This window comes from Adhaeribacter swui, assembly GCF_014217805.1.
GTDB classification, from domain to species: domain Bacteria; phylum Bacteroidota; class Bacteroidia; order Cytophagales; family Hymenobacteraceae; genus Adhaeribacter; species Adhaeribacter swui.
The window spans coordinates 3,377,682-3,398,744 of record NZ_CP055156.1; the positions used below are offsets into that span (position 1 = coordinate 3,377,682).

Below are 21,063 nucleotides of genomic sequence, written 5' to 3' on the forward strand. Positions count from 1 at the left end.
TAGCGGTCTCTACCCATTATTGGACAGCCAATCTCTGATTGGCGTGACCAGTAATTCCGATAAACGCCAATCAGAGATTGGCCGCACGAAAAGGTACTTAGAGCGCTGCGCTAACTCTAAGCACAACTAAAGCGTATTTTAAATTTTTTCATTTTCAGCTTTATAAATTAACCGCTCTTATAATCGCTTAACAAACCGAAAACATAAAGAAAACCACTAACCTGTAACCTGCAACCTAAAACCTGTAACTTGCAACCTGAAACCTGCAACTAAATAATGAGCGCGACTACTGTTGAACTGCACGATAAAGAGTTTGAAATTTATTTACGGGAAAGCCAGATTAAACTGGCTATTGAAAAGCTAGCCGCCCGCATTAACCAGGATTACGCCGGCCGAACGCCGCTTTTTCTGGCGGTATTAAACGGCTCGTTTATGTTTGCTTCGGATTTAATGAAAGAAATGCGTATTCCCTGCGAAATTTCCTTCGTTAAATTAGCCTCGTACCAAAACACGCAAAGCACCGGCTCCGTGAAAGAATTAGTGGGCCTGAACGAAAACCTGACCGGCCGGGACGTGATTATTCTGGAAGATATTGTGGATACCGGCCATACCGTGCACCAACTTTTAGAGAAACTGCAGACCCATGTAACGGCTACCATCGAAATTGCCAGTTTGCTTTTAAAACCCGCTTGTTTGCAGCACGAGTTACAGATAAAGTACGCGGCGCTTTCTATCCCGAACGATTTTGTGGTGGGTTACGGCTTAGATTATAATGGTTTAGGACGCAACTTGCGGCATTTGTATAAAATAAAAGAAGCCTGATTTTGTAGTTAATTACTTCCTGAATCGGGTTTCCTGTGCGGTGTTTCTTTTGGTAATCAATTTTATTTGTACTTTTGAGTTTAATAATTTAATTCAGGCATGTTAAATATTGTTTTATTCGGCCCTCCGGGCGCTGGCAAAGGAACGCAAAGTCAGAAATTAATTGATACCTACCATTTAATTCACCTGTCTACCGGTGATTTACTCCGCTCCGAAATTGCGGCCGGCACCGAGCTGGGCTTGCGGGCCAAAGGCCTCATGGATCAGGGAATGCTGGTGCCCGACGAAGTGGTAATCGGGATGATTGATTCTAAGTTAAAAGAAAATAAAGATGCGGTTGGTTTTATCTTCGACGGTTTTCCGCGCACGGTAAAACAAGCCGAAAGCCTGGATGTTTTGCTGGATCAAAACAATACCGCCATCAGCGGCATGATTGCCCTGGAAGTAAGCGAAGAAGAACTAACCAAACGCCTGCTGCTGCGGGGTCAAACTTCCGGCCGCCCCGACGACCAAAACGAGGAATTGGTAAGAAAGCGGGTACAAGAGTACAACACCAAAACTGCTCCGGTAGCCGGCTACTACGCCAACCAAGGTAAATACCACGCTATTAACGGCATCGGCGAAATCGAGGCAATTTTCACCGAAATCTGCGATATCATTGATTCGTACGCTACGCAGCTAAAAGCGTAAACAGACGATAGTCCATGGTCGATAGACCATAGGTGATCGTTCAACTATAATTGCAGAACTTTACAATTTGCTTTGGGAGAAGAGCAGTTAAGTATAGCTCTTATTTTAGGTTACCAGGATGAATTTTACAGGATCTTACTTTTAAAATTTCGCTGGTAGCCTAAAAGTGAAGCCGCTGCTAACCCGATTTTTTAAAAAAAGTGAAAAAATCTGCAACCTAATTTTAATATTAAGCACTAACTGAACCACTTTTAGAACGAAGCAGTTACTGGTATTTGTTATAATCTAATACAGCTAATTGTAAAATTCTAAACTTACGAACTATGGCCGTGGTCTATCGATCATGGACCGTGGACTAAACCCATACTAGTGGCTACATCTAATTTTATTGATTACGTTAAAATCTGCTGCCGTTCCGGACACGGCGGGCCAGGTTCTTCACATTTGTTCCGGGATAAAAAAAATGCTAAAGGCGGACCCGATGGGGGCGATGGCGGCCGCGGCGGCCATATTATTCTGCGGGGTAATGCCCAACTCTGGACGTTGCTGCACCTGCAATACCAGAAACACGTAATTGCCAAACACGGCGAAGGCGGTAGTAAAGACACCTCTACCGGCGCCAACGGCGACGATGTTATTCTGGAAGTACCCATTGGCACCATTGCCCGCGATGCCGAAACCGGCGAAGTTAAAACCGAAATTACCGAAGACGGCCAAACCGTTATTTTAACGCCGGGTGGCCGGGGTGGTTTAGGCAACGCGCATTTTAAATCGCCCACCAACCAAACGCCCCGTTACGCACAACCCGGCGAACCCGGCCTGGAAGAATGGGTGATTCTGGAATTAAAGCTGCTGGCCGATGTGGGTTTGGTTGGTTTCCCGAACGCGGGTAAATCTACTTTACTATCGGTAGTTTCGGCGGCGAAACCTAAGATTGCTAACTATCCTTTTACTACGCTGGTGCCTAATTTGGGCGTAGTGGCCTACCGCGATTATAAATCGTTTGTGATGGCCGATATACCGGGGATTATTGAAGGCGCTTCGGAAGGGAAGGGCTTGGGCTTGCGGTTTTTGCGGCACATCGAGCGTAACTCCATCTTGTTATTCATGATTTCGGCCGAAAGCGCCGACATTGCTAACGAATACCAGATTCTGCTGAACGAACTGGAAACCTACAATCCGGAGCTGCTGGAGAAAAAACGTTTGCTGGCCGTTACCAAATCGGATTTGCTGGACGAAGAACTGGAAAACGAAATCCGGGCTACGCTGCCGGCCAATGTGCCTTCGGTATTTATTTCCAGCATTACCCAGAAAAATATTCAGGTTTTAAAAGATATGATTTGGCAAGTCTTAACGGCCAGCTAAATTTTTAATTTTTATACGGAATTAAAAAAGATAAATTTTCATTTAACAGAAGGGAATTAAAGGTGTACAATGTGCCAGTTTGTCACGATATGGCTTTGGCAAATAAATTGATACCTTCCCTTCAAACACAACAGGAAGAATAATATAAGCTATGTCAGCGGATAAAAATACGAACCACGAAGCCGAAGAATTTGAGAATGTAACCGAAGCTGGTTTACCGGAAGATACCAACTCTGCCCAGCCCGATACGCCTGCCGAAGAGGAAAAGGTAGAAGAAAATGGCCAGAGCAGTAAAGCAGAAGCAGAACTGAATGATTTAAAAGATAAGTACCTGCGTTTGTATTCGGAATTTGATAATTATAAACGCCGGACTTCGAAAGAACGGTTGGATTTATTAAAAACCGCCAACCAGGAAATGATGGTGGCCTTGCTGCCGGTACTGGACGATTTTGACCGGGCCCGTCAGGCGATGGAAACGGCCCAGGATGTAGAAGGCGTGAAAGCCGGGGTAGATTTAATTTATAATAAGCTGCAATCGATTATGCAGCAAAAAGGATTAAAGCCGATGGAAGCCGTAGGGCAAACTTTTGATGCCGACCTGCACGAAGCCATTACCCAGATTCCGGCCCCCGACGAAACCCAAAAAGGTAAAGTTATAGACCAGGTAGAAAAAGGATATTACCTGAACGATAAAGTAATTCGCTTCGCGAAAGTTATTATAGGAGCATAGGCCATGGCTAAGAGAGATTATTACGAGGTATTAGGAGTTAGCAAAAGCGCCAGTGCCGACGAAATTAAAAAAGCGTACCGCAAAATTGCTATTAAATTTCACCCGGATAAAAACCCGGATGATCCTACGGCCGAAGACAAATTTAAAGAAGCCGCCGAAGCCTATGAAGTACTGAGCGATCAGGAAAAACGGGGTCGATACGACCAATACGGCCACCAGGGCGTAAATGGCAACGGTGGTTACGGCCACATGAACATGGAAGATATTTTCTCCCAGTTCGGCGATATTTTTGGCAATGGCGGTGGCAGCCCGTTTGATTCGTTCTTTGGTGGTGGACGCTCGGGTGGGCGCCGGGTACGGAAAGGTACTAACCTGCGCATTAAACTAAAACTCGACCTCGAAGAAATTGCCAACGGCGTTGAGAAAAAGATAAAAGTAAAACGCTACGTAGCTTGTAATGCTTGCGGCGGTAACGGCTCTAAAAATGGTACCGCGCTGCAAACCTGTAGCGGTTGCCAGGGAACCGGCCAGGTAAAAAAAGTAGTGAACACCATGCTGGGCCAGATGGTATCTACATCGACCTGCCCCGTGTGCGATGGTGAAGGCCAGAAAGTAAGCCAGAACTGCGATGTGTGCCACGGCGAAGGCCGCGAGTTAAAAGAAGAAGTAATTGCGATTAACGTACCAGCCGGTGTGGGTGATGGCATGCAACTTTCGATGAGTGGCAAAGGGAACGTACCGCAACGCGGCGGCATTGCCGGTGATTTGCTTATTCAGATTGAAGAAGAAGCTCATCCATTGCTGAAACGCGAGGGCAACAACGTGGTATTTGAGCAATACATCAGTTTTGTGGATGCTGTTTTGGGAGCCAACATTGAAGTGCCTACCATTGAAGGAAAAGTAAAAATTAAAATTGACCCGGGTACCCAGGGTGGCAAAATTTTGCGCTTACGCGGTAAAGGTATTAAAGACATTAACGGTTACGGCAAAGGCGATCAGTTGATCCACATTAACGTTTGGACGCCCAAAAACGTAACCAGCGACGAACGTCAGATTTTAGAAAAACTGCGCAGCTCCGATAACTTTGTGCCTAACCCCGGTAAAAACGAAAAAGGCTTCTTCGAGAAAATGAAAGAATACTTCCAATAAGATCGCGGATTTTCACGGATTAACAGGATTACGCAGATTATTAAGATCTGCAAAGATTAAAGTTAATGAAAGCCTCTTCTGAATAAAGAAGAGGCTTTTTTATGCATTTTATTTTGTGCTGTATTTTGAAATAGCAGGAAGAATTTAAAAATGAGATGCTATTGAGAGTTTTCCTCTTTGGCTCTGGAAGCAAAACTGGTTGGACATAAGGATAAAATATTGCCGTGTTGCCTTAGATTTAAATACAAATTCCATGTATAACAGCCCATTTCAAAAAAAGTAAAATTTTAAAAATTTAAAAAATTGATTTCAGTCCATCCCTGGTGAAGGCCTTTGAGCTTTCCGGTGCGCAGCATTCCGAGATACGAGGAAAGGAAAGATCACCAGCCTGAACCAGGGATGGACGAGGCCCGCCGGCCATGAGGCAAACGCAGCCGTATCTAATAAGATGGAACCTGTATATGGAGACTGGAACCGGCTCCAAGTAAGTTTGGTAGAATAGTGAATTTTTAAAAATTAACTTTTTAGCAGTTTGCCAAAGCCGATCAGGGTTCCGGCTAAAAGCCGGAGTAAAGTCACAGACTTTACCTTAAAGGTAGGTACAAGTTTGAAAACTTGCACCAGAAGAGATGGAAAATTTCCGACAGTAAATGGCTTGAAAAAGAGAACCAGTTCCCAAGATAATTTAAGTTCAATGGCGCTGAAACCTTGTGTATCCAACGGGAAAGCCTAAATTTGAAAATAAAACCTACCGCCTTGAGCATACTTAAAATTGACGGAGTAAGTAAAAAGTACGCGAACCATCTGGCCTTACAGGATATTACTTTCAGCATACCAACTGGTTGTATTTTTGGCTTATTAGGGCCTAACGGAGCCGGTAAAACGTCCCTTATCCGGATTATAACCCAAATTACCGGAGCCGACACCGGCCAGATTTACTTTAAAGACCAGCCCTTGCATCCCAACCACATCCGGTCGATGGGTTATTTGCCGGAAGAACGGGGTTTGTATAAAAAAATGAAAGTAGGGGAGCAGTTGCTCTACCTGGCGCAGCTAAAAGGTTTATCTAAAAGCGAAGCTACCGAAAAAATTAAAAAATGGGTAGATAAACTGGAAATCCGCTCGTGGCTAAGTAAAACCATCGAAGATTTATCGAAAGGCATGCAGCAAAAGGTACAGTTTATTGCTACCGTAATGCACCAACCCGAGTTAATTATTCTGGACGAACCTTTTTCGGGCTTCGACCCGATTAATGCTACCGTAATTAAAGACGAAATTCTGGCGCTCCGCGAAGCGGGTTCTACCATTATTTTTTCGACGCACCGCATGGAGTCTGTGGAAGAATTGTGCGACCATATTGCTTTAATTAACCGGTCGCGCATGATTTTAAACGGACCGGTGCAGGAAATTAAAAATGCCTACAAATCCAACACGTACTTAATAGAAGGCAAAGGGCGGCTGATGGTGCTATCGCCCGATTTTAAGGTGATAGAGCAAAAACAAACCGGCGACTTTTTCCGGGCCAAAATACAACTGCTGCACGACGTTACACCCAACCATTTGCTGCGTTATTTAATCGACCGGGTAGAAATTCACGCTTTGCAGGAACTGGTACCCAGTATTAACGATATCTTTATTAAACAAGTAAAAGAAAATCAGGATGCATAAAATCTGGCTTATTATTCAACGCGAATACCTGGTACGGGTCCGGAAAAAAAGTTTTATCATCATGACCTTGCTGGGGCCTATCTTGCTGGCTTCTATTATGGTAGTGCCCATCTGGTTAGCCACCGTATCCGATACCACCGATACCATCGAAGTGCTCGACGAAAGCGGTTTGTTTGCCAATGCCTTTAAAGATAATGCCGAAACAAAGTTTATCCAGGTGAGCGGGCCTTTAGAAATTCAAAAAGCGGCTTTTTTAAAAACCGATTATACGGCTTTGTTGTACATCCCGAAACTAAATTTAGAAAAACCCGACGGTATCCGGCTTTATTCAAAAACGAACCTGGGCATTACCAAGCTGGTGCAATTAGAAAATATTTTAAAAAAAGAAGTAGAAACCTTAAAGTTTAAGCAGTCGGGCATTGACCGGGAGGTGCTGGATAAAATGAAAACCGACGTAGATATAAGCACCACCAACCTAAGCGATAGCGGCGAGCAAAGCAACAATGCCATGGTTACCACGGCTGCCGGTTACCTGGGCGCTATTCTAATTTACATGTTTATCTTTATTTACGGCGTGCAGATTATGCGGGGCGTAATCGAAGAAAAAACTAACCGCATTGTCGAAGTTATTATTTCGTCGGTGAAGCCATTTCAGTTAATGGCGGGTAAAATTATTGGTATTGCGGCGGTGGGGCTCACCCAGTTTCTACTTTGGATTATTCTGTCGTCGGCGGTTACGGCGGCGGTTTCGTCGAGTTTTGAGGTAGACCGTTTCTCGAACGACCGGATTACCGAAACTTTGAAAGAAAGCAAAGACCCGGAGCAGGCCAGGGAAATGAACAACATGCTTACCGCCCTGGATAACCTGAATATCCCGAAACTTTTGGTTTGTTTTGTGTTTTACTTTTTAGGGGGCTATTTGTTATACGGCGCTTTGTTTGGGGCCGTAGGTTCGGCGGTAGATAACGAAACCGATACGCAACAATTTATGCTGCCCATTACCATTCCGCTGGTGCTGTCGTTTATTGTGGCGCAAACGGTTATTATTAAAAATCCGGATGGTCCGGTGGCTTTCTGGATGTCGATGATTCCGTTTACCTCGCCTATTGCCATGATGCTGCGCCTGCCTTTTGGCGTACCGGGCTGGCAAATTGTACTATCGATGCTGTTACTGATATTGGGCTTTGTTTGCACCACCTGGGTTGCCGCCCGCATTTACCGGGTAGGTATTTTGTTGTACGGCAAAAAACCAACGTACCGCGAATTATCTAAATGGTTGTTTTATTAGCTGCTATTTTTTAAAAGAGCCGACAGTTCACCTTTATTTAACTTCAATTTTTTAAATTTTGATTAATTACAATCCCAAAGACTGGTTTACTTTTATCTTCCGGTTTTCCCGGGCCGATACTTTCCGGAAATTGTTGCCTTTAATGCTGGCAGTTAGCGTTTATTCGGCTGCCATTGCTTACGTCGAGATTAATTTTATCAGCGTAAACGATTCGCAGAACTTGCGCAATGTGGGCATGATGCACAATGTACTGGGTTTTGTCATTTCGTTGCTGCTCGTTTTCCGGACCAACACCGCCTACGACCGCTGGTGGGAAGGGCGTAAAATCTGGGGCGGCTTAACTAACAGTTCCCGGAACTTAGCTATTAAACTAGAGGCTTTTGTTACCGACGAAAGCGATAAGCAATTCTTCCGGAAAACCATTCCGAATTACGCTTACGCTTTAAGAAACTTACTTCGTGAAAACGAAGATTACCACGAACTAGATCCGGTGCTGGATTTAAAACCGGGCAAACATATTCCCAATCAAATTGCTGCCAGCATGTACCAACGGGTTCATGATTTATTTAAAAAAAACAAAATAACCGATGCTCAGTTGTGGATTTTAAACGAGGAGGTAAAAACATTTACGGAGTACTGCGGCGCTTGTGAACGCATTAAAAACACGCCCATTCCGTTTACTTACAGCGTATTTATTAAAAAATTTATTTTCTTTTACGTCATGACTTTGCCATTTGGCTGGGTGTTTAGTTTGGGGTATTACATTGTGCCCGTGGTGGGTTTAATTTTATATGCCTTAGCCAGTTTAGAGCTGATTGCCGAAGAAATTGAAAACCCATTTGGCACTGATGCCAACGATTTGCCCATCGATCAGATTTGCTTTAACATTCGGAAACACGTAAGCGAGTTATTAGCTTAATATCTGATTTAAGTTTCGCTGCTAGCTGAAGAATTTTTTGTGCTTGTCAAATCTCCCTTTTCTGGCGCAAGTTTTCAAACTTGTGCCTACCTACATGGTAAAGTATCCGACTTTACTCTGGCTAAAAGCCGGAACCCGCATTGGCTTTAAATAAGCTGTTAAATGGAAGTTTTAGTAATATGTTTTTAAAATATTAAGCCGAAGGTTATTTTATCGTACTTACTTGGAGCCTTTTCAAGTCTCCAAGCTCAGGTGCTGTCTAGCTTGAAAAGTAACCAGTTTGCCTCATGGCCGACGGGCTTCTAAACCCCTCCCCCTGCGGGACCTCCCCTAAAAACAGGGGAGGAGATGCCGTTATTTCTACTTTTATTCTACGCTGCGAAATGTGGCTATTCGTCACACCGGAATCTTAGAAGGCCCTCTAGAGCCAAACTGGTATCAGTGGCGCTTAGCTCCAGCTTTTCTTTCACATTTTATATAATCAAAAGAGAAGAAAAATAAATATAAGTGGCGGCTAATAATTATAAGAGTTAATGGAATTAAACTTCCTGGTTCTGCTTCTCCTAATAGCAGATACTAAAGAATTCCGCTTTATACAATTTAATAATAATTTATAAGTAAAAGTCGTAGCTAAGTGCAAAGATACCAGTTTGGCTGTTGAGCACCTGCTAGGGTTCCGGTTTTGCGGAGCAAAATTCCGCAGACGCAGTCGAGGAAAATGAATGGCGGCATTTCCTCCCCTGTTTTTAGGGGAGGTGCCGTAGGCGGAGGGGTTTAGAGGCCCGCCGGCCACGAGGCAAACTGGGTACTTATCAAACTAGACAGCACCTGAGCTTGGAGACTTGAAAAGGCTCCAAGTAAGTACGTTAGAAATGAAATAAAATTTTAATTTTTAAAAATGTGCCAAACAAAAAGCCACCTTCTGGTGGCTTTTCAGTGAAATGTGTAACGCTTCATCTAAGATTAAGAAGAAAAAGAACTGCCGCAACCGCAGGTGCTGGTGGCTTGCGGGTTGTTAAAGGTAAATCCGCGGGCGTTCAGGCCGTCCTGGAAGTCAATCTGCATGCCCATTACGTACATGCCGTGTTTTTTATCCATGATCAACTGAATGCCATCTATCTCGTACGCTTCGTCGCCATCCTTCTTTTTATCAAAACCTAATAAGTACGACATGCCGGAGCAGCCCCCGCCTTGTACGCCCACGCGCAACCCATAATCGGTTGGTACGTTTTTATCCTGCATAATGGCTTTTATTTCGGCTAAAGCTTTGGGAGTAATGGTAATGGGTGCAATTTTATTTAAAGTGGAAGTTGCCATAAAAGTCGTTTAATAATTTATTCTCAAAAATAACTAATATTCCCTATTATTGTTTTGCACAACCAATATAAACAAGTAACAGGTAGCTTAAACAAATGATTCCGGTATTTAGGTAATTGGGCCGGAACTAAGAAAACAAAAACAAACTATGCAGGAGTACATTCTTAATTTTTTAATGGCAATCGTTCCCGCGGCTATAGTTCTTCTGAGCATGTATCTGGTAATAAAAGCATACCTCGACAAAGAAACCCAGCGCCGCGTTTTAGATATACGCTTAAAAAATACCGACATTGTTTTACCCATCCGGTTGCAGGCTTACGAACGGATTTGTTTGTTGCTGGAGCGCATTGCCCCGAGTAATCTATTAATCCGGGTGAGTCCGGCCGGGCAAAATGCGGTGGAATTTCAGTACACGCTGCTGGCCGAAATTAGAAGTGAGTTTAGCCATAATGTGTCGCAGCAGGTATATATGAGCGAGGCGGCCTGGGAACACGTAAAACAAGCCAAAGAAGACGTAGTTACCATGGTAAACAAAGCTTTTCATGAGCTGCCTGAAAATGCCAAAGGAACTGACTTAGCTAAGCGGATACTGGAAACTGTAATTGCCCAAAACAGCGATCCTACCACGCCTGCCTTAACTTTTATTAAGCGGGAAATAAATCAGATTTTTTAAATTTTTAAATTTTCACATAAATTTATTTTAAGGGAAGGTATAATTGCAGGCAAGCGATGGACAAGGGAGAAACAATACCTCTTTGCTTTCGCCAGCTTGTAGCTGTGGGTGCCCTTTCTTTCTTCCTGCCAGCTTGTAGCTGGTGGGTTATAATAGGAGGAAGTTTTCAACTTCCGGCCAGTTGAAAACAGGCATTGATTTGTAGGTTCAGGTTACACTTCGTTAAACCTAAACCAGATAATAGATTTAGTCAGGCGGCAATGATGTACACACGGGCAAAGGCTGATGCTGTCGGCTTCTGGTACCGCTGTTTGTGTCTTCACAAACAGCTTTTTTCCAAAGACCTATTATTTTATAAAAACAAAGCCGGCAAGCGAATACTTACCGGCTTTGTTTTTACTTTTACTTAGTCGTTGCTAGTTAAAAAGCTCTTGTAGCTTATAAACCAGCGCTTGCACTTGCGCCACGGAGTGCGCCGGAAAGTTAGCAATCCGGATTTGGGTGTCTTTGTAACTGCCGTAACCGCTGCCCACTACCATATCAAAAGGCGCCAATTTTTTTATTACTTCCGCGGATGAAATTTTGGTATTGGCAATAATCGTTGTTTGGGATTGTTGCGCCGGATTAGTTACCGCCGCGCTGAAAGTTTGGCTGGTAGCCAGGTAATCGTAAATAAGTTTTGCTTTCGTTTCTGTTTCCTGCCGGATGGTGGCGATACCATGGTGGTTCATTTCTTCTACTACTTTACCCAACAGGTAAATAGCCAGCACGTTAGGCGTTTCGGGGTTCTGGAAAGCCCGGGCTTTGCTGAGTAAGGCCGGAATGCTGTGGTACGAACCCAGCGATAAGCCTTTATTTTTTAAATTTTCGGCTTTGGCAACGCACCGGCCGTTCACTAACCAAATGCCTAAACCAGCCGGCAAGCCCATGCCTTTCTGCACCGAAAAATAAACCGAATCTATCTGGTTATAATCAAAGTTAGGGTAAGGCGTGGAAGAAACCGCGTCCACGTAAATTAAGGTTTCCGGGTTTAATTTGGTACGTAGTTTATTTATTTCTGTAACCGGCGTGCTTACCCCGGAACTGGTTTCGTTTTGCACCACGGCCATTAGCTCAGTCGAAGCCGGAATATCTAAGTCATCGATAGAAAAGCCTTCACCGAAAGCTACTTCGTGTTTGGTAGCCTGGCGGCCTAATTCCAGGGAAATCTCGTAAAAACGTTTCGAAAAAGACCCATTTACCAAATGAAAACTTTTGCGCTCCACGTTATTCTGAATGGCGCGTTCCCACACTTCGTTTGCCGAGGCCACAAACAAAATATCCCAATTATCCGGTAATTGCAGCAATTGGCGCAATCCGGTTACCGCGTGCGCGTAAATATCTTTAAACTGCTGACTCCGGTGCGAAATAGAACCAACCTTGTTAGCCATGGCCGTAGCCAGATGCGCCGCTACGGTCGGATACAATTCCGAAGGCCCCGGCGTAAAGTATATTTTGTTGTTCATTTTGTAGTTGGAAAGTTGAAAGGTTGAAAAGTTGGAAAGTTAGACAGCTTAAAGTTTACAAGGTTAGAAAGTTGAAAGGTTACAAGGTGGACTCTAAATATAAATCACACCATAAGTCCTTACCAAAATTTTTAAATTTTTCAACTTTCAAATCTTCTAACTTTTCAACTTTCCAACCTTTCAACTCATTAATATAGCACCCGGAATTTAATGGTGTTGGCGATGCTGCGGAGGTCGCCGATCAGGTTTTTATCGTAGGCTTTGTCGATGTCGGTGATAACGTAGCCGATGTTTTCGTTGGTTTTTAAGTATTGGCCCAGGATATTCACATGGTGGCTGGCTAGTACGTTATTGATGTTCGCTAACACACCCGGTACGTTGTCGTGCACGTGAATAAGACGGTGCGCATTGTTTAATTCGGGTAACTGAATGTTCGGGAAGTTAACGCTTTGGTAGGTATTGCCGGTGTTAATGTACTCCATAATCCGATTCGGCACAAAGTTGGCAATGTTGGCCTGGGCTTCGGAGGTACTACCGCCAATGTGCGGTGTTAAGATTACGTTGGGTAAACCACGCAGCTCGTTTACAAACTCTTCGGCGTTGTTGGCCGGTTCGTACGGAAACACGTCTACGGCAGCGCCAATGATTTTGCCTGATTTTATATTTTTTACCAGGCTCGGAATATCTACTAAATGGCCGCGGCTCAAATTCAGGAAAATAACGCCATCTTTCATAGCCTCAAACTCCGCCGGACCAAATAAATTTTTGTTGCTGGCGCGGCCATCTACGTGCAGCGTTATAATATCGGCAATGCTTAATAATTGCTTTAAAGAAGTACATTTTTTTGCGTTACCTAACTGGAGCTTTTCTACCATGTCGTAGTAGTACACCTCCATGCCCATAGCTTCGGCCAGTACCGATAATTGCGAGCCAATGTTGCCGTAGCCCACAATCCCCAGTTTTTTACCCCGCACCTCAAAGCTATTATGCGCCGATTTATCCCATTTGCCCTGGTGCATTTTCTCGCTCTTGGTCGGAATATTGCGGGACAGCATGATGATTTCGCCGATTGCCAGTTCTACCACGCTGCGGGTGTTGCTGTAAGGTGCATTAAACGCGGCAATGCCGGCTTTGGCACAGGCTTTTAAATCAATCTGGTTAGTGCCAATGCAAAAGGCGCCTACCGCCATTAATTTATTGGCACTTTCGATTACTTTTTGCGTTACCTGGGTTTTAGACCGGATGCCCAGGATAGAAACGTTCTTTACTTTTTCGCACAATTGCTCTTCGTTTAAAGCCGTGCTCATAATTTCTACCTGGTAGCCTTCCTGCTTAAACAAACGCACGGCTTCCGGGTGAATGTTTTCCAGAAGCAATACGCTGATCCGGTTTTTCGGGTAAGAAATAGCCATTGGGAGTTTATTTTGGTATAAAAACTCATCGAAACTCGGGGCAATATGTTCTGCTTTGGCTACTACCGCTTCGCGGGCTACATTTTCGGTGAAGGCGTAAAACTTATTGGCTAAGCCAGCTTCTTTAATTTCGTAATCGGTGTAGCCATCGCCGAGCACGTACACATCGCCTTGCAGCGCCAGATTTTCCAGTAATTTTATCTTGCCTTTATCACGGCACAACACGTTATCCTGATCGAAGCCCACAATGTTGTCGTTCTCGTCGTACACAAACGTATTGGCATAAATATTTTCTTCTTTAATGCCGTACTCCGTAACAATAGGGGTAATAAATTCTTTAAAACCGCTGGAAACAATCAGGATTTGATCGGCGAAGGCGGTAAAGAAATCTTTGTTGCGGCGAATAGAATCCGATACTTTGGTTTTAAGCGTGGCAATGAGCGGGGTTAAATGCTTTTTATTGGCTTTTAATAAAACCAACCGCTGGGTTAAACCTTCGGTAAATGAGCTACGGCCATCCATAGCGCTGTTAGTCAAATTTTTAATTTCTTCTAAAATCTGCGCTTTATCTTCGTAGTCTTTCAGCGAAATTTCCCCCAGTTCATCCAGTGCTTCTACCTGCGTAAACGTACTATCAAAATCTATAATGAAGAATTTATCTTTGATCATGGCAAAAAAGAGAATAGAATGATATGAGAAGCCAAAGTTGAAAAATTTTTACAGTTTATAGAAACGATAAATGGCTTTATTCTAAAAATTAGAAATCAGCGTGTTATTATTGCTTCTAAACCAGTTTTTTTAAAAAAAATTTAAAATTTAAGATGAAAAACCAGCTTCTTTTAAATGAGATTTAGCTGGTAATTTTAAAAAGTACCGGTATAAAGATAAGGAAAAAATTACGATACTACTTTTGCTACTTTATTAGCTGGCGGATTAACAATGCATTTTTGATAAGCCTGGGCAATTTGGCGGTATTTTTCGGAAGGCAGATGCAGCTCATCGAACCAATCGTGGAAGTGGGGAGCCGTGCCGCGGCAATCAACATGATATACGTTGGTAAACTGGCTGGTTAATTCGATAAATAGCTGATTTACTTCAAAAATAAGGGCTTTTATAATTTGCCGACTAATTTCCTGATTCCGGATGCCTTTAATCATGAGCGGCCGTTTTAGCCATTTGCCCGAGCCGGCTAGCCAGTTTAATAAAGGCTGTAGCCGGTACCACTGCAGCCAGCGGTATTTATACGTCGGGAAGGCATAATCATAACCCTGGGTAATAATCTGCATTTTGTCGAATTTGCCGGAGCTGCATATTCCCTGAAACAATTTGTAATACTGCGCCTTTAACAACCAGATAAAAGAATAAAAATCTTTGGTGAGGTAACGATAACCCACCAGCATGTCGGCTTTGTCTTGCTCTGTTTCCTGAGCCAATAAATTTTTCAGCTCGGTTGCAGATCGTAGCGGGCCTTTGGCTTCGGCATCCACCATAATAGCCAGGCGGTTGGCGCTGAGTAAATCGTTGCCGCCGCCACTAATTAAAAATACGTCGGGCCGGTGAATAGAAAGTTCTTCCACGTATTTTTCGTCATATAAAATATTGGTAAACCAATCGCCGCCGTAAGCAATGCTGTAAACGGCAAAGTTGGGGTCGGTGCGCAACCAATCTACAATGTCTTTGATAATCAAAGGAAACTGAAACCACGAATCGCCTTCCGCCACAATAATTTTGCGTTCGGGGCAAGACAAATCGCGAAAGCCGTTTTTGATTAATCGGTAATACTGCCGCTGCCGGAAATACGTACTGATTTTGTTTAATAAACCTATAGCCCCGGTAGTAGAGTTAGATTCTTGCTGCAGGGAATTTTCGTTTAAATCAAAGATGCGCAAGAGTAATTCGCGTAAGTCGGTAAAAGTTAATTGGGTTTCCGGATTAACTAATAAGGCAAAATCGGTTGGGCTAAAATCCAGCGGATAAGCTGCTATTTTATCAAGCAGTTTTTGTTTTATTTGCAACGTAGCATCATCCAGTTGCTTCATTTTTTTAAATTTTTCTTTTTTATAAAGCAAATAACAGGCTTTAACCGCTGCTTAAATTGAAAAACCTTACGGGTTATTGAGGTATATGAATTGGTTCAGATACGCGGCGAACCTCTGGTAATCTCAAATAAACCGGTTAAGGCGGTATGCCGAAACAGGTAGGCTAACTTATTAGAATAAGTTTTATAAAGGGCTTTTCTTCCAGTTTTTACCGCCTAATTCTTTGTATTTACTATCCTGCAACGGATACATCTGAATGGTGTTCAAGCTGGCTGGTAGGCTAGCTACAAAATGATCTGCTACTTGCAGGTAATCATTGCCTTCCAGGGAATTTTTTGTTACCAGGTTTTCCACTTCCCGATCATCATACAGATTGATAGTGCATTTCGTGCAATGTTCTTTTTTAAACTTATTAGCAAAACCCTGGAGAGAGGCAGAGTCGGTTGTTCCGGATTTAAGCAGTACGTAATAATTTTCGACGGCTGCGGTAGCCTTTATGCCTAAAATCTCATAGGAGCTTTGATCGAGCTTAGCAGACTCATGCGCTGCTGTTGCCTGGTTTTTTGCTTTATTATTCCCGTTACAGCTTGTGGCCGCACCAAAAGCAATCAGGATTACGAATAAATAAGTGGTAGCTTTCATTTTAATAATTTAATTCTTTAAGCGCGGGTATTTACCCTCTACTATTTCACTTAACCACCTGTTATAACTGTAAAGATTAAGTACGTAAAAGGCGTGGTTGCATTTTAAACTAAAAAGAGCGGCTTCGAGCTGCTCTTTTTAGTTTGATTTTTATATAGGTTATACTTTGGTCAGTATGATTAACCATTTTAAGCTGTGGTTGTTACTTCCTGGAGTTGTTCGTTAATTGCCTTCTGGTAAACTTCTTCGTAGCGGGGTACAATTTTTTCTACTTCAAATTCGCGGGCTCGGGCTAGGGCATTGGCCCGGAACTGCGGTAGATTGGCATCGTCCAGCACGTACAAGGCATTTTTTACCATGTCGTCTACGTCGCCGATGTTACTTACAAAACCGGTAATGCCGTCGAGGTTTAACTCCGGAATACCGCCCGCGTTGGTAGATATAACCGGTACTTCGCAGGCCATGGCTTCGAGCGCGGCTAACCCAAAACTTTCTTTCTCAGAAGGCATTAAAAACAAATCGCACACCGATAACACTTCTTCTACGGCATCGAGTTTGCCTAAAAACCGCACATCGCCGCAAATTTTTAGTTGCCGGCACAGTTTTTCCATTTTCTGGCGTTCGGGCCCGTCGCCGACCAGTAACAGTTTGCTGGGTATTTTACGGCGTACTTTATCAAATATTTTTAAAACGTCCTGCACCCGTTTCACGCCCCGGAAGTTAGACGTATGCACCAAAAGTTTTTCGCCGAAAGGCGCAATCGCCGCCCGGAAGTGTTCTTTATGTTGTTTCCGGAAACGTTCCAGATTAATAAAGTTGGGGATAACCACAATTTCTTTTTCGATGGCAAAGTATTTATACGTTTCCTGGCGTAAGTCATTCGAAACTGCCGTAACGCCATCGGATTGGTTGATGCTAAATGTTACCACCGGTTCGTAAGACGAGTCTTTGCCGACCAGTGTGATATCAGTACCGTGTAAAGTAGTAACTACCGGAATGTTAATTCCCTTGGTTTTTAAAATTTGCTTGGCCATAAAAGCAGCCGAGGCGTGCGGAATGGCGTAATGCACGTGCAGAATATCTAATTTTTCGAATTGCACGATATCTACCATTTTGCTGGCCAGCGCCAGTTCATAAGGGGCATGTTGAAATAAAGGGTACGACGGTATATTAACTTCGTGATAAAATACATTAGCGCTAAAAAAATCGAGCCGTACGGGTTGGCTGTAAGTAATAAAGTGCACTTTATGGCCCCGCAATGCCAAGGCGTTCCCCAGTTCGGTGGCTACTACACCGCTGCCACCAAATGTTGGGTAACAAACAACTCCGATATTCATGTTAATAAAAAATGAGTTAAAGTAAATTTGGTACTACAACCAACCAGCGAAACAAATGTTCGGTTTAAATAAAGCTATCCTGGGTAAACCAAGATAAACCATTACATTAATTAATTTCTTTTTACGGCCACTGTAGATTAAAGGGAGAATAACTGCCCGTAAATAAAGCTAAAATTTAAAAAAATAGATAATCGGGCTATTCTGTTTCCGGTGAATTAACTAAAAATTTGTTACGATTTAGTCAGGATAGCCTTGTAAATCACATCGTGGATGCGGGTGCGGTAGCTGTGGGTTAATAGTTTTTGATTAGCTGCGGTGGGGTATACCCGATTAGATAAAAAGATGTAAACTAATTTTTGGTCCGGGTCTACCCAGGCACAGGTGCCGGTAAAGCCTGTATGGCCAAAAGAATTAACCGAAGCTTTATTGCTGGTAGGTCCTATGCCGCTCGGGTCGGGTTTATCCCAGCCTAGACCCCGACGGTTAGTTGGGTTTTGTTGCTGGGCAAACTCCGTTACTACCGGGCTTTTAAAATAAGAAATACCTCCGTAATTACCGTTCTGCCGGTTCATTTCCATGAGCACGGCTAAATCGGTAGCCGTACTAAATAAGCCGGCATGCCCGGCCACCCCGCCCAACATAGCCGCGGCCTGGTCGTGTACCGTTCCCCAAACCAAAGTTCTCCGGAAATAATTATCGTACTCGGTAGGGGCAATCTGCGATTTTGAAAATATGGTTAACGGATTATAAGTGATTGAATGCAAACCTAATCGTTTGTAGAAATACTGGCTGGTAAACTGGTCGATGGGTTGTTGCAGTAACCGCTCGGCTACCCGCTTTAATATATAAAAGCTCAGGTCGCTGTACTTCATTTCGCTGGGCGTGCCTTTTTTCTTTGGCAATAACCGGGAATGCACCGTCCAGGACCATAAAGAGTCTTCCATGGTTTTAACAGAGTAAACGCCCGGTACTACTTCGTTGGGGTAAATGGTAGTTTGGGCGCTGGCGTAATACGTAGGGCTTAACTGTTGTGCCGTAATAGTTTTTTGCCAGTTGGGGATGCCCGGCTGCAGACCGGCCTGGTGCAATAAAATATCTTTAATAAGTAAATTTTGCTTGTTGGTGCCAATTACCTCGGGCAAGTACCGCGAAAGTTTTTCGTTTAAATCCAGTTTACCCTGATCTTTTAAATACATAATAGCCTGCAAAGTGGCGGCTACTTTGGTAATAGAAGCAATATCGTAAAGCGTGCTGGCCGTAACGGGGTTAGCAGATTCGTAAGTAAAATTTCCGTAAGATTTATTAAAAACAATGGCGCCGTCGCGGGCAACTAAAATTTGGCAGCCGGGCGTTGCCTTCTCGTTGATGGCTTCCATGGCTAGGTCGTCAATTTCGGTGAGTACGTTAGAGTCCAGGCCAACGCTTTCGGGCACATCGTAGCGCAAACGGTTTAAACTGGCTGTTTCTAAACCAAACCCCGCCGGAAAAGCCGCTGATGCGGTAACGGGTAATTTGCCTTGGGCGGGCAACGCCCCGAACAACACTTGTGGTATCACGCTTTGCGCCACCGGATTATCTTCGTAACCACAAACCAGCCACTTGCTACCTTCAAAAAACTTTAAACTATACGCATTGCCCAGCACGCAAACCACTACTTTCTGGCGGGGGTTTTCTTTTTGTAAATTTTTAATAAATGTCCGGGTATTTTCGCCGATGCCGTAATTGCTTACCGAGGTGCTGTTGAGGCTGTGGATACTTACTACCACCACATCGTAACCGCCTAGCTTTTTACGTAAGTTAATCAGCACCGAATCGGGTACGTAGCGTTCCCGCACGTTATAGGTGGCAAAAGGAGCATAGTGTTGTAAGGTTTCGGTAAAGGGATTATCGGGCCGGATGCCAATGCTCACGTGCGCGTAGCGGGTGGTATCTACTTCCCGGAAAGGCAGTACGTTCCCATGATTAGCTACTAAGGTAATTGATTTTTCGTAGAGCTTGTGTTGCACGGCCCGGCTCCGGGGGCGGTTTAATTCTTCTTTTAAATGCGCCAGATTTACCGGCTGGTAACGGTTCAGGCCGGCCCAGTATTTGGCGTGCAAAATTTTCCGGACGCGGGCATCAATTTCTGCGGGCGTTATATCGCCGCGGTTAATGGCATTTTTAATTTCGGCGATAGCAGTAGGCACATCCTCCGAAAAAAGCAAAACATCGTTACCTGCCAGCAAGGCTTGGGCATCCACCAGGCCGGGTTTGTAACCCTGGCTCACGCCTTTCATGTTTAAGGCATCGGTAAAAACCAGGCCCTGGTAGTTCATTTTTTGCTTTAATAAACCGGTTACCAGTTTATGCGATAGGGTAGTGGCTTTTTTCTCGGTGGAGTCGAACTGGGGCATGTACAGGTGGCCCACCATTACGCCTTTAAGCCCCGCCTGAAACGATTGCATAAAAGGGTATAAATCTACTTCAGTAAGCCGTTTTAAATCAGAGTTAATGACCGGTAAAGCTTTATGGGAATCGGTATCGGTGTCGCCGTGGCCCGGAAAATGCTTTGCTACGGCCATAACGCCGTTATCCTGTAAACCTTTTATATAAGCTATGCCCCGGCGGCTTACCTGTTCTTTAGATTCGCCAAAAGAGCGGTTGCCAATAACCGGGTTTTGCGGATTACTGTTTACATCCAGTACCGGCGAAAAACTTACCTGTACGCCCAGCCGGCGCAAGTTAAGGGCAATTTCCTGGGCCATTAAATACACGTAGTGCTCATCGGCCATCGCACCCAGGGTCATTTGTTTGGCAAAGTGCATGCTGCTATCCAGGCGCATATTTAAGCCCCATTCGGCATCCATGGCAATGAGTAAAGGTACCCGGGAACGGGCTTGGTATTGGTTGGTTAAGGCCGCTTGCTTGTAAGGGGTGCCATACATAAACATCAGGCCACCGATGTTATAATTGGTAATTAATTTTTCTATTTGCTGTACGTGCGCCGAGCCTTTGTTAGAAAGGGCCGTAACCATAAACAACTGGCCTAACCGCTGCTCAAAAGTAAGGGAAGTAAAAACACTATCTACCCAGCTATTTTCTGCTTCTGTAACCGTTGGCTCATCGGTGGGGGTAAACGACGATACCACTAAACTTAACCCTATAAATGCACTAATTATTAAAAAAAATAAAAAATTCTTCCACATGGGTACGGGTACTATATATTTGAATAGGTCAGAATAAAACCTAATTTTGTAATAATAGATTTTACTCCGACTCCAGGGTTCGTGCTACTACAACACCGGCTTGCCGAAGTTAGTTTAAGCGATAAAATCAATCTTTTTCATTTCGGCTCCTATCTGTATAGTTTTAACTTCCGACCGAAAAATTTATTTTATTACAACCTGATTACACCGCTCGAAACAAAAACAAAACGCAGAACCCAACATTTCGTTTGTAATAATACTATTATTTTTTTGATTGATTAACTTTAAAAAACGGAAATCAATCCGGAATATAACGTAATTT

Annotated in this window: 16 protein-coding genes; 9 read left to right on the top strand and 7 right to left on the bottom strand. The window is 43.7% G+C overall.

Annotated features, from left to right (window positions below):
• Positions 1-276: 276 nt before the first annotated feature.
• The 8 genes from hpt to HUW51_RS14290 all read left to right on the top strand — a co-directional run bounded on the left by hpt (position 277) and on the right by HUW51_RS14290 (position 8,631).
• Positions 277-822: a hypoxanthine phosphoribosyltransferase gene (gene hpt / locus HUW51_RS14255; RefSeq protein ID WP_185270308.1), complete on the top strand. Its 546-nt coding sequence runs from the start codon at positions 277-279 to the stop codon at positions 820-822.
• Between the two features lie 99 nt (positions 823-921).
• Complete coding sequence (locus HUW51_RS14260) at positions 922-1,512, top strand: adenylate kinase (RefSeq protein ID WP_185270309.1); 591 nt, start codon at positions 922-924, stop codon at positions 1,510-1,512.
• A 369-nt stretch (positions 1,513-1,881) separates the two neighbouring features.
• Positions 1,882-2,877: a GTPase ObgE gene (gene obgE, locus HUW51_RS14265; protein WP_185270310.1), complete on the top strand. Its 996-nt coding sequence runs from the start codon at positions 1,882-1,884 to the stop codon at positions 2,875-2,877.
• Positions 2,878-3,028: 151 nt separating this feature from the next.
• On the top strand, positions 3,029-3,607 hold the full coding sequence (locus HUW51_RS14270) for a nucleotide exchange factor GrpE (RefSeq protein WP_185270311.1): 579 nt from the start codon (positions 3,029-3,031) through the stop codon (positions 3,605-3,607).
• Positions 3,608-3,610: 3 nt separating this feature from the next.
• Positions 3,611-4,756, top strand: a complete 1,146-nt coding sequence (dnaJ, locus tag HUW51_RS14275; RefSeq protein WP_185270312.1) for a molecular chaperone DnaJ — start codon at positions 3,611-3,613, stop codon at positions 4,754-4,756.
• 756 nt (positions 4,757-5,512) lie between these two features.
• Positions 5,513-6,424: an ABC transporter ATP-binding protein gene (locus HUW51_RS14280; protein ID WP_185270313.1), complete on the top strand. Its 912-nt coding sequence runs from the start codon at positions 5,513-5,515 to the stop codon at positions 6,422-6,424.
• Positions 6,417-7,712: an ABC transporter permease gene (locus HUW51_RS14285; protein WP_185270314.1), complete on the top strand. Its 1,296-nt coding sequence runs from the start codon at positions 6,417-6,419 to the stop codon at positions 7,710-7,712. Before HUW51_RS14280 ends, HUW51_RS14285 begins: the two co-directional genes overlap by 8 nt.
• Positions 7,713-7,770: 58 nt before the next feature.
• Positions 7,771-8,631, top strand: a complete 861-nt coding sequence (locus tag HUW51_RS14290) for a bestrophin family protein (RefSeq protein WP_185270315.1) — start codon at positions 7,771-7,773, stop codon at positions 8,629-8,631.
• 963 nt (positions 8,632-9,594) lie between these two features.
• Here HUW51_RS14290 and HUW51_RS14295 read toward each other — a convergent pair.
• Complete coding sequence (locus tag HUW51_RS14295) at positions 9,595-9,948, bottom strand: HesB/IscA family protein (RefSeq protein ID WP_185270316.1); 354 nt, start codon at positions 9,946-9,948, stop codon at positions 9,595-9,597.
• Between the two features lie 148 nt (positions 9,949-10,096).
• Between HUW51_RS14295 and HUW51_RS14300 the strand changes: the two genes are divergently transcribed.
• Positions 10,097-10,621, top strand: a complete 525-nt coding sequence (locus HUW51_RS14300) for a DUF7935 family protein (protein WP_185270317.1) — start codon at positions 10,097-10,099, stop codon at positions 10,619-10,621.
• Between the two features lie 416 nt (positions 10,622-11,037).
• Here HUW51_RS14300 and HUW51_RS14305 read toward each other — a convergent pair whose 3' ends face one another.
• From HUW51_RS14305 to HUW51_RS14330, 6 genes are all read right to left on the bottom strand, one after another.
• Entirely contained in the window at positions 11,038-12,126 is a 1,089-nt protein-coding gene (locus HUW51_RS14305) for an aminotransferase class V-fold PLP-dependent enzyme (RefSeq protein ID WP_185270318.1), read from the bottom strand.
• A 188-nt stretch (positions 12,127-12,314) separates the two neighbouring features.
• Complete coding sequence (gene serA / locus HUW51_RS14310) at positions 12,315-14,207, bottom strand: phosphoglycerate dehydrogenase (protein WP_185270319.1); 1,893 nt, start codon at positions 14,205-14,207, stop codon at positions 12,315-12,317.
• Between the two features lie 227 nt (positions 14,208-14,434).
• Positions 14,435-15,577: an SGNH/GDSL hydrolase family protein gene (locus HUW51_RS14315; protein WP_185270320.1), complete on the bottom strand. Its 1,143-nt coding sequence runs from the start codon at positions 15,575-15,577 to the stop codon at positions 14,435-14,437.
• 183 nt (positions 15,578-15,760) lie between these two features.
• Positions 15,761-16,219, bottom strand: coding sequence for a hypothetical protein (locus HUW51_RS14320; RefSeq protein WP_185270321.1), 459 nt, complete (start codon positions 16,217-16,219; stop codon positions 15,761-15,763).
• A gap of 188 nt (positions 16,220-16,407) precedes the next feature.
• Complete coding sequence (gene bshA, locus HUW51_RS14325; protein ID WP_185270322.1) at positions 16,408-17,556, bottom strand: N-acetyl-alpha-D-glucosaminyl L-malate synthase BshA; 1,149 nt, start codon at positions 17,554-17,556, stop codon at positions 16,408-16,410.
• A gap of 230 nt (positions 17,557-17,786) precedes the next feature.
• Positions 17,787-20,741, bottom strand: coding sequence for a glycoside hydrolase family 3 N-terminal domain-containing protein (locus HUW51_RS14330; RefSeq protein WP_185270323.1), 2,955 nt, complete (start codon positions 20,739-20,741; stop codon positions 17,787-17,789).
• Positions 20,742-21,063 lie beyond the last annotated feature (322 nt).

What these genes read in the sequence shown, in the direction of transcription:
- HUW51_RS14305 (WP_185270318.1), bottom strand. Translation starts at nt 12,126, where the DNA reads ATGAACAACAAAATATACTTTACGCCGGGGCCTTCGGAATTGTATCCG.
- HUW51_RS14315 (WP_185270320.1), bottom strand. Translation starts at nt 15,577, where the DNA reads ATGAAGCAACTGGATGATGCTACGTTGCAAATAAAACAAAAACTGCTT.
- bshA (WP_185270322.1), bottom strand. Translation starts at nt 17,556, where the DNA reads ATGAATATCGGAGTTGTTTGTTACCCAACATTTGGTGGCAGCGGTGTA.
- dnaJ (WP_185270312.1), top strand. Translation starts at nt 3,611, where the DNA reads ATGGCTAAGAGAGATTATTACGAGGTATTAGGAGTTAGCAAAAGCGCC.
- HUW51_RS14320 (WP_185270321.1), bottom strand. Translation starts at nt 16,219, where the DNA reads ATGAAAGCTACCACTTATTTATTCGTAATCCTGATTGCTTTTGGTGCG.
- HUW51_RS14330 (WP_185270323.1), bottom strand. Translation starts at nt 20,741, where the DNA reads ATGTGGAAGAATTTTTTATTTTTTTTAATAATTAGTGCATTTATAGGG.
- HUW51_RS14300 (WP_185270317.1), top strand. Translation starts at nt 10,097, where the DNA reads ATGCAGGAGTACATTCTTAATTTTTTAATGGCAATCGTTCCCGCGGCT.
- HUW51_RS14295 (WP_185270316.1), bottom strand. Translation starts at nt 9,948, where the DNA reads ATGGCAACTTCCACTTTAAATAAAATTGCACCCATTACCATTACTCCC.
- HUW51_RS14270 (WP_185270311.1), top strand. Translation starts at nt 3,029, where the DNA reads ATGTCAGCGGATAAAAATACGAACCACGAAGCCGAAGAATTTGAGAAT.
- HUW51_RS14285 (WP_185270314.1), top strand. Translation starts at nt 6,417, where the DNA reads ATGCATAAAATCTGGCTTATTATTCAACGCGAATACCTGGTACGGGTC.
- serA (WP_185270319.1), bottom strand. Translation starts at nt 14,207, where the DNA reads ATGATCAAAGATAAATTCTTCATTATAGATTTTGATAGTACGTTTACG.
- hpt (WP_185270308.1), top strand. Translation starts at nt 277, where the DNA reads ATGAGCGCGACTACTGTTGAACTGCACGATAAAGAGTTTGAAATTTAT.
- HUW51_RS14260 (WP_185270309.1), top strand. Translation starts at nt 922, where the DNA reads ATGTTAAATATTGTTTTATTCGGCCCTCCGGGCGCTGGCAAAGGAACG.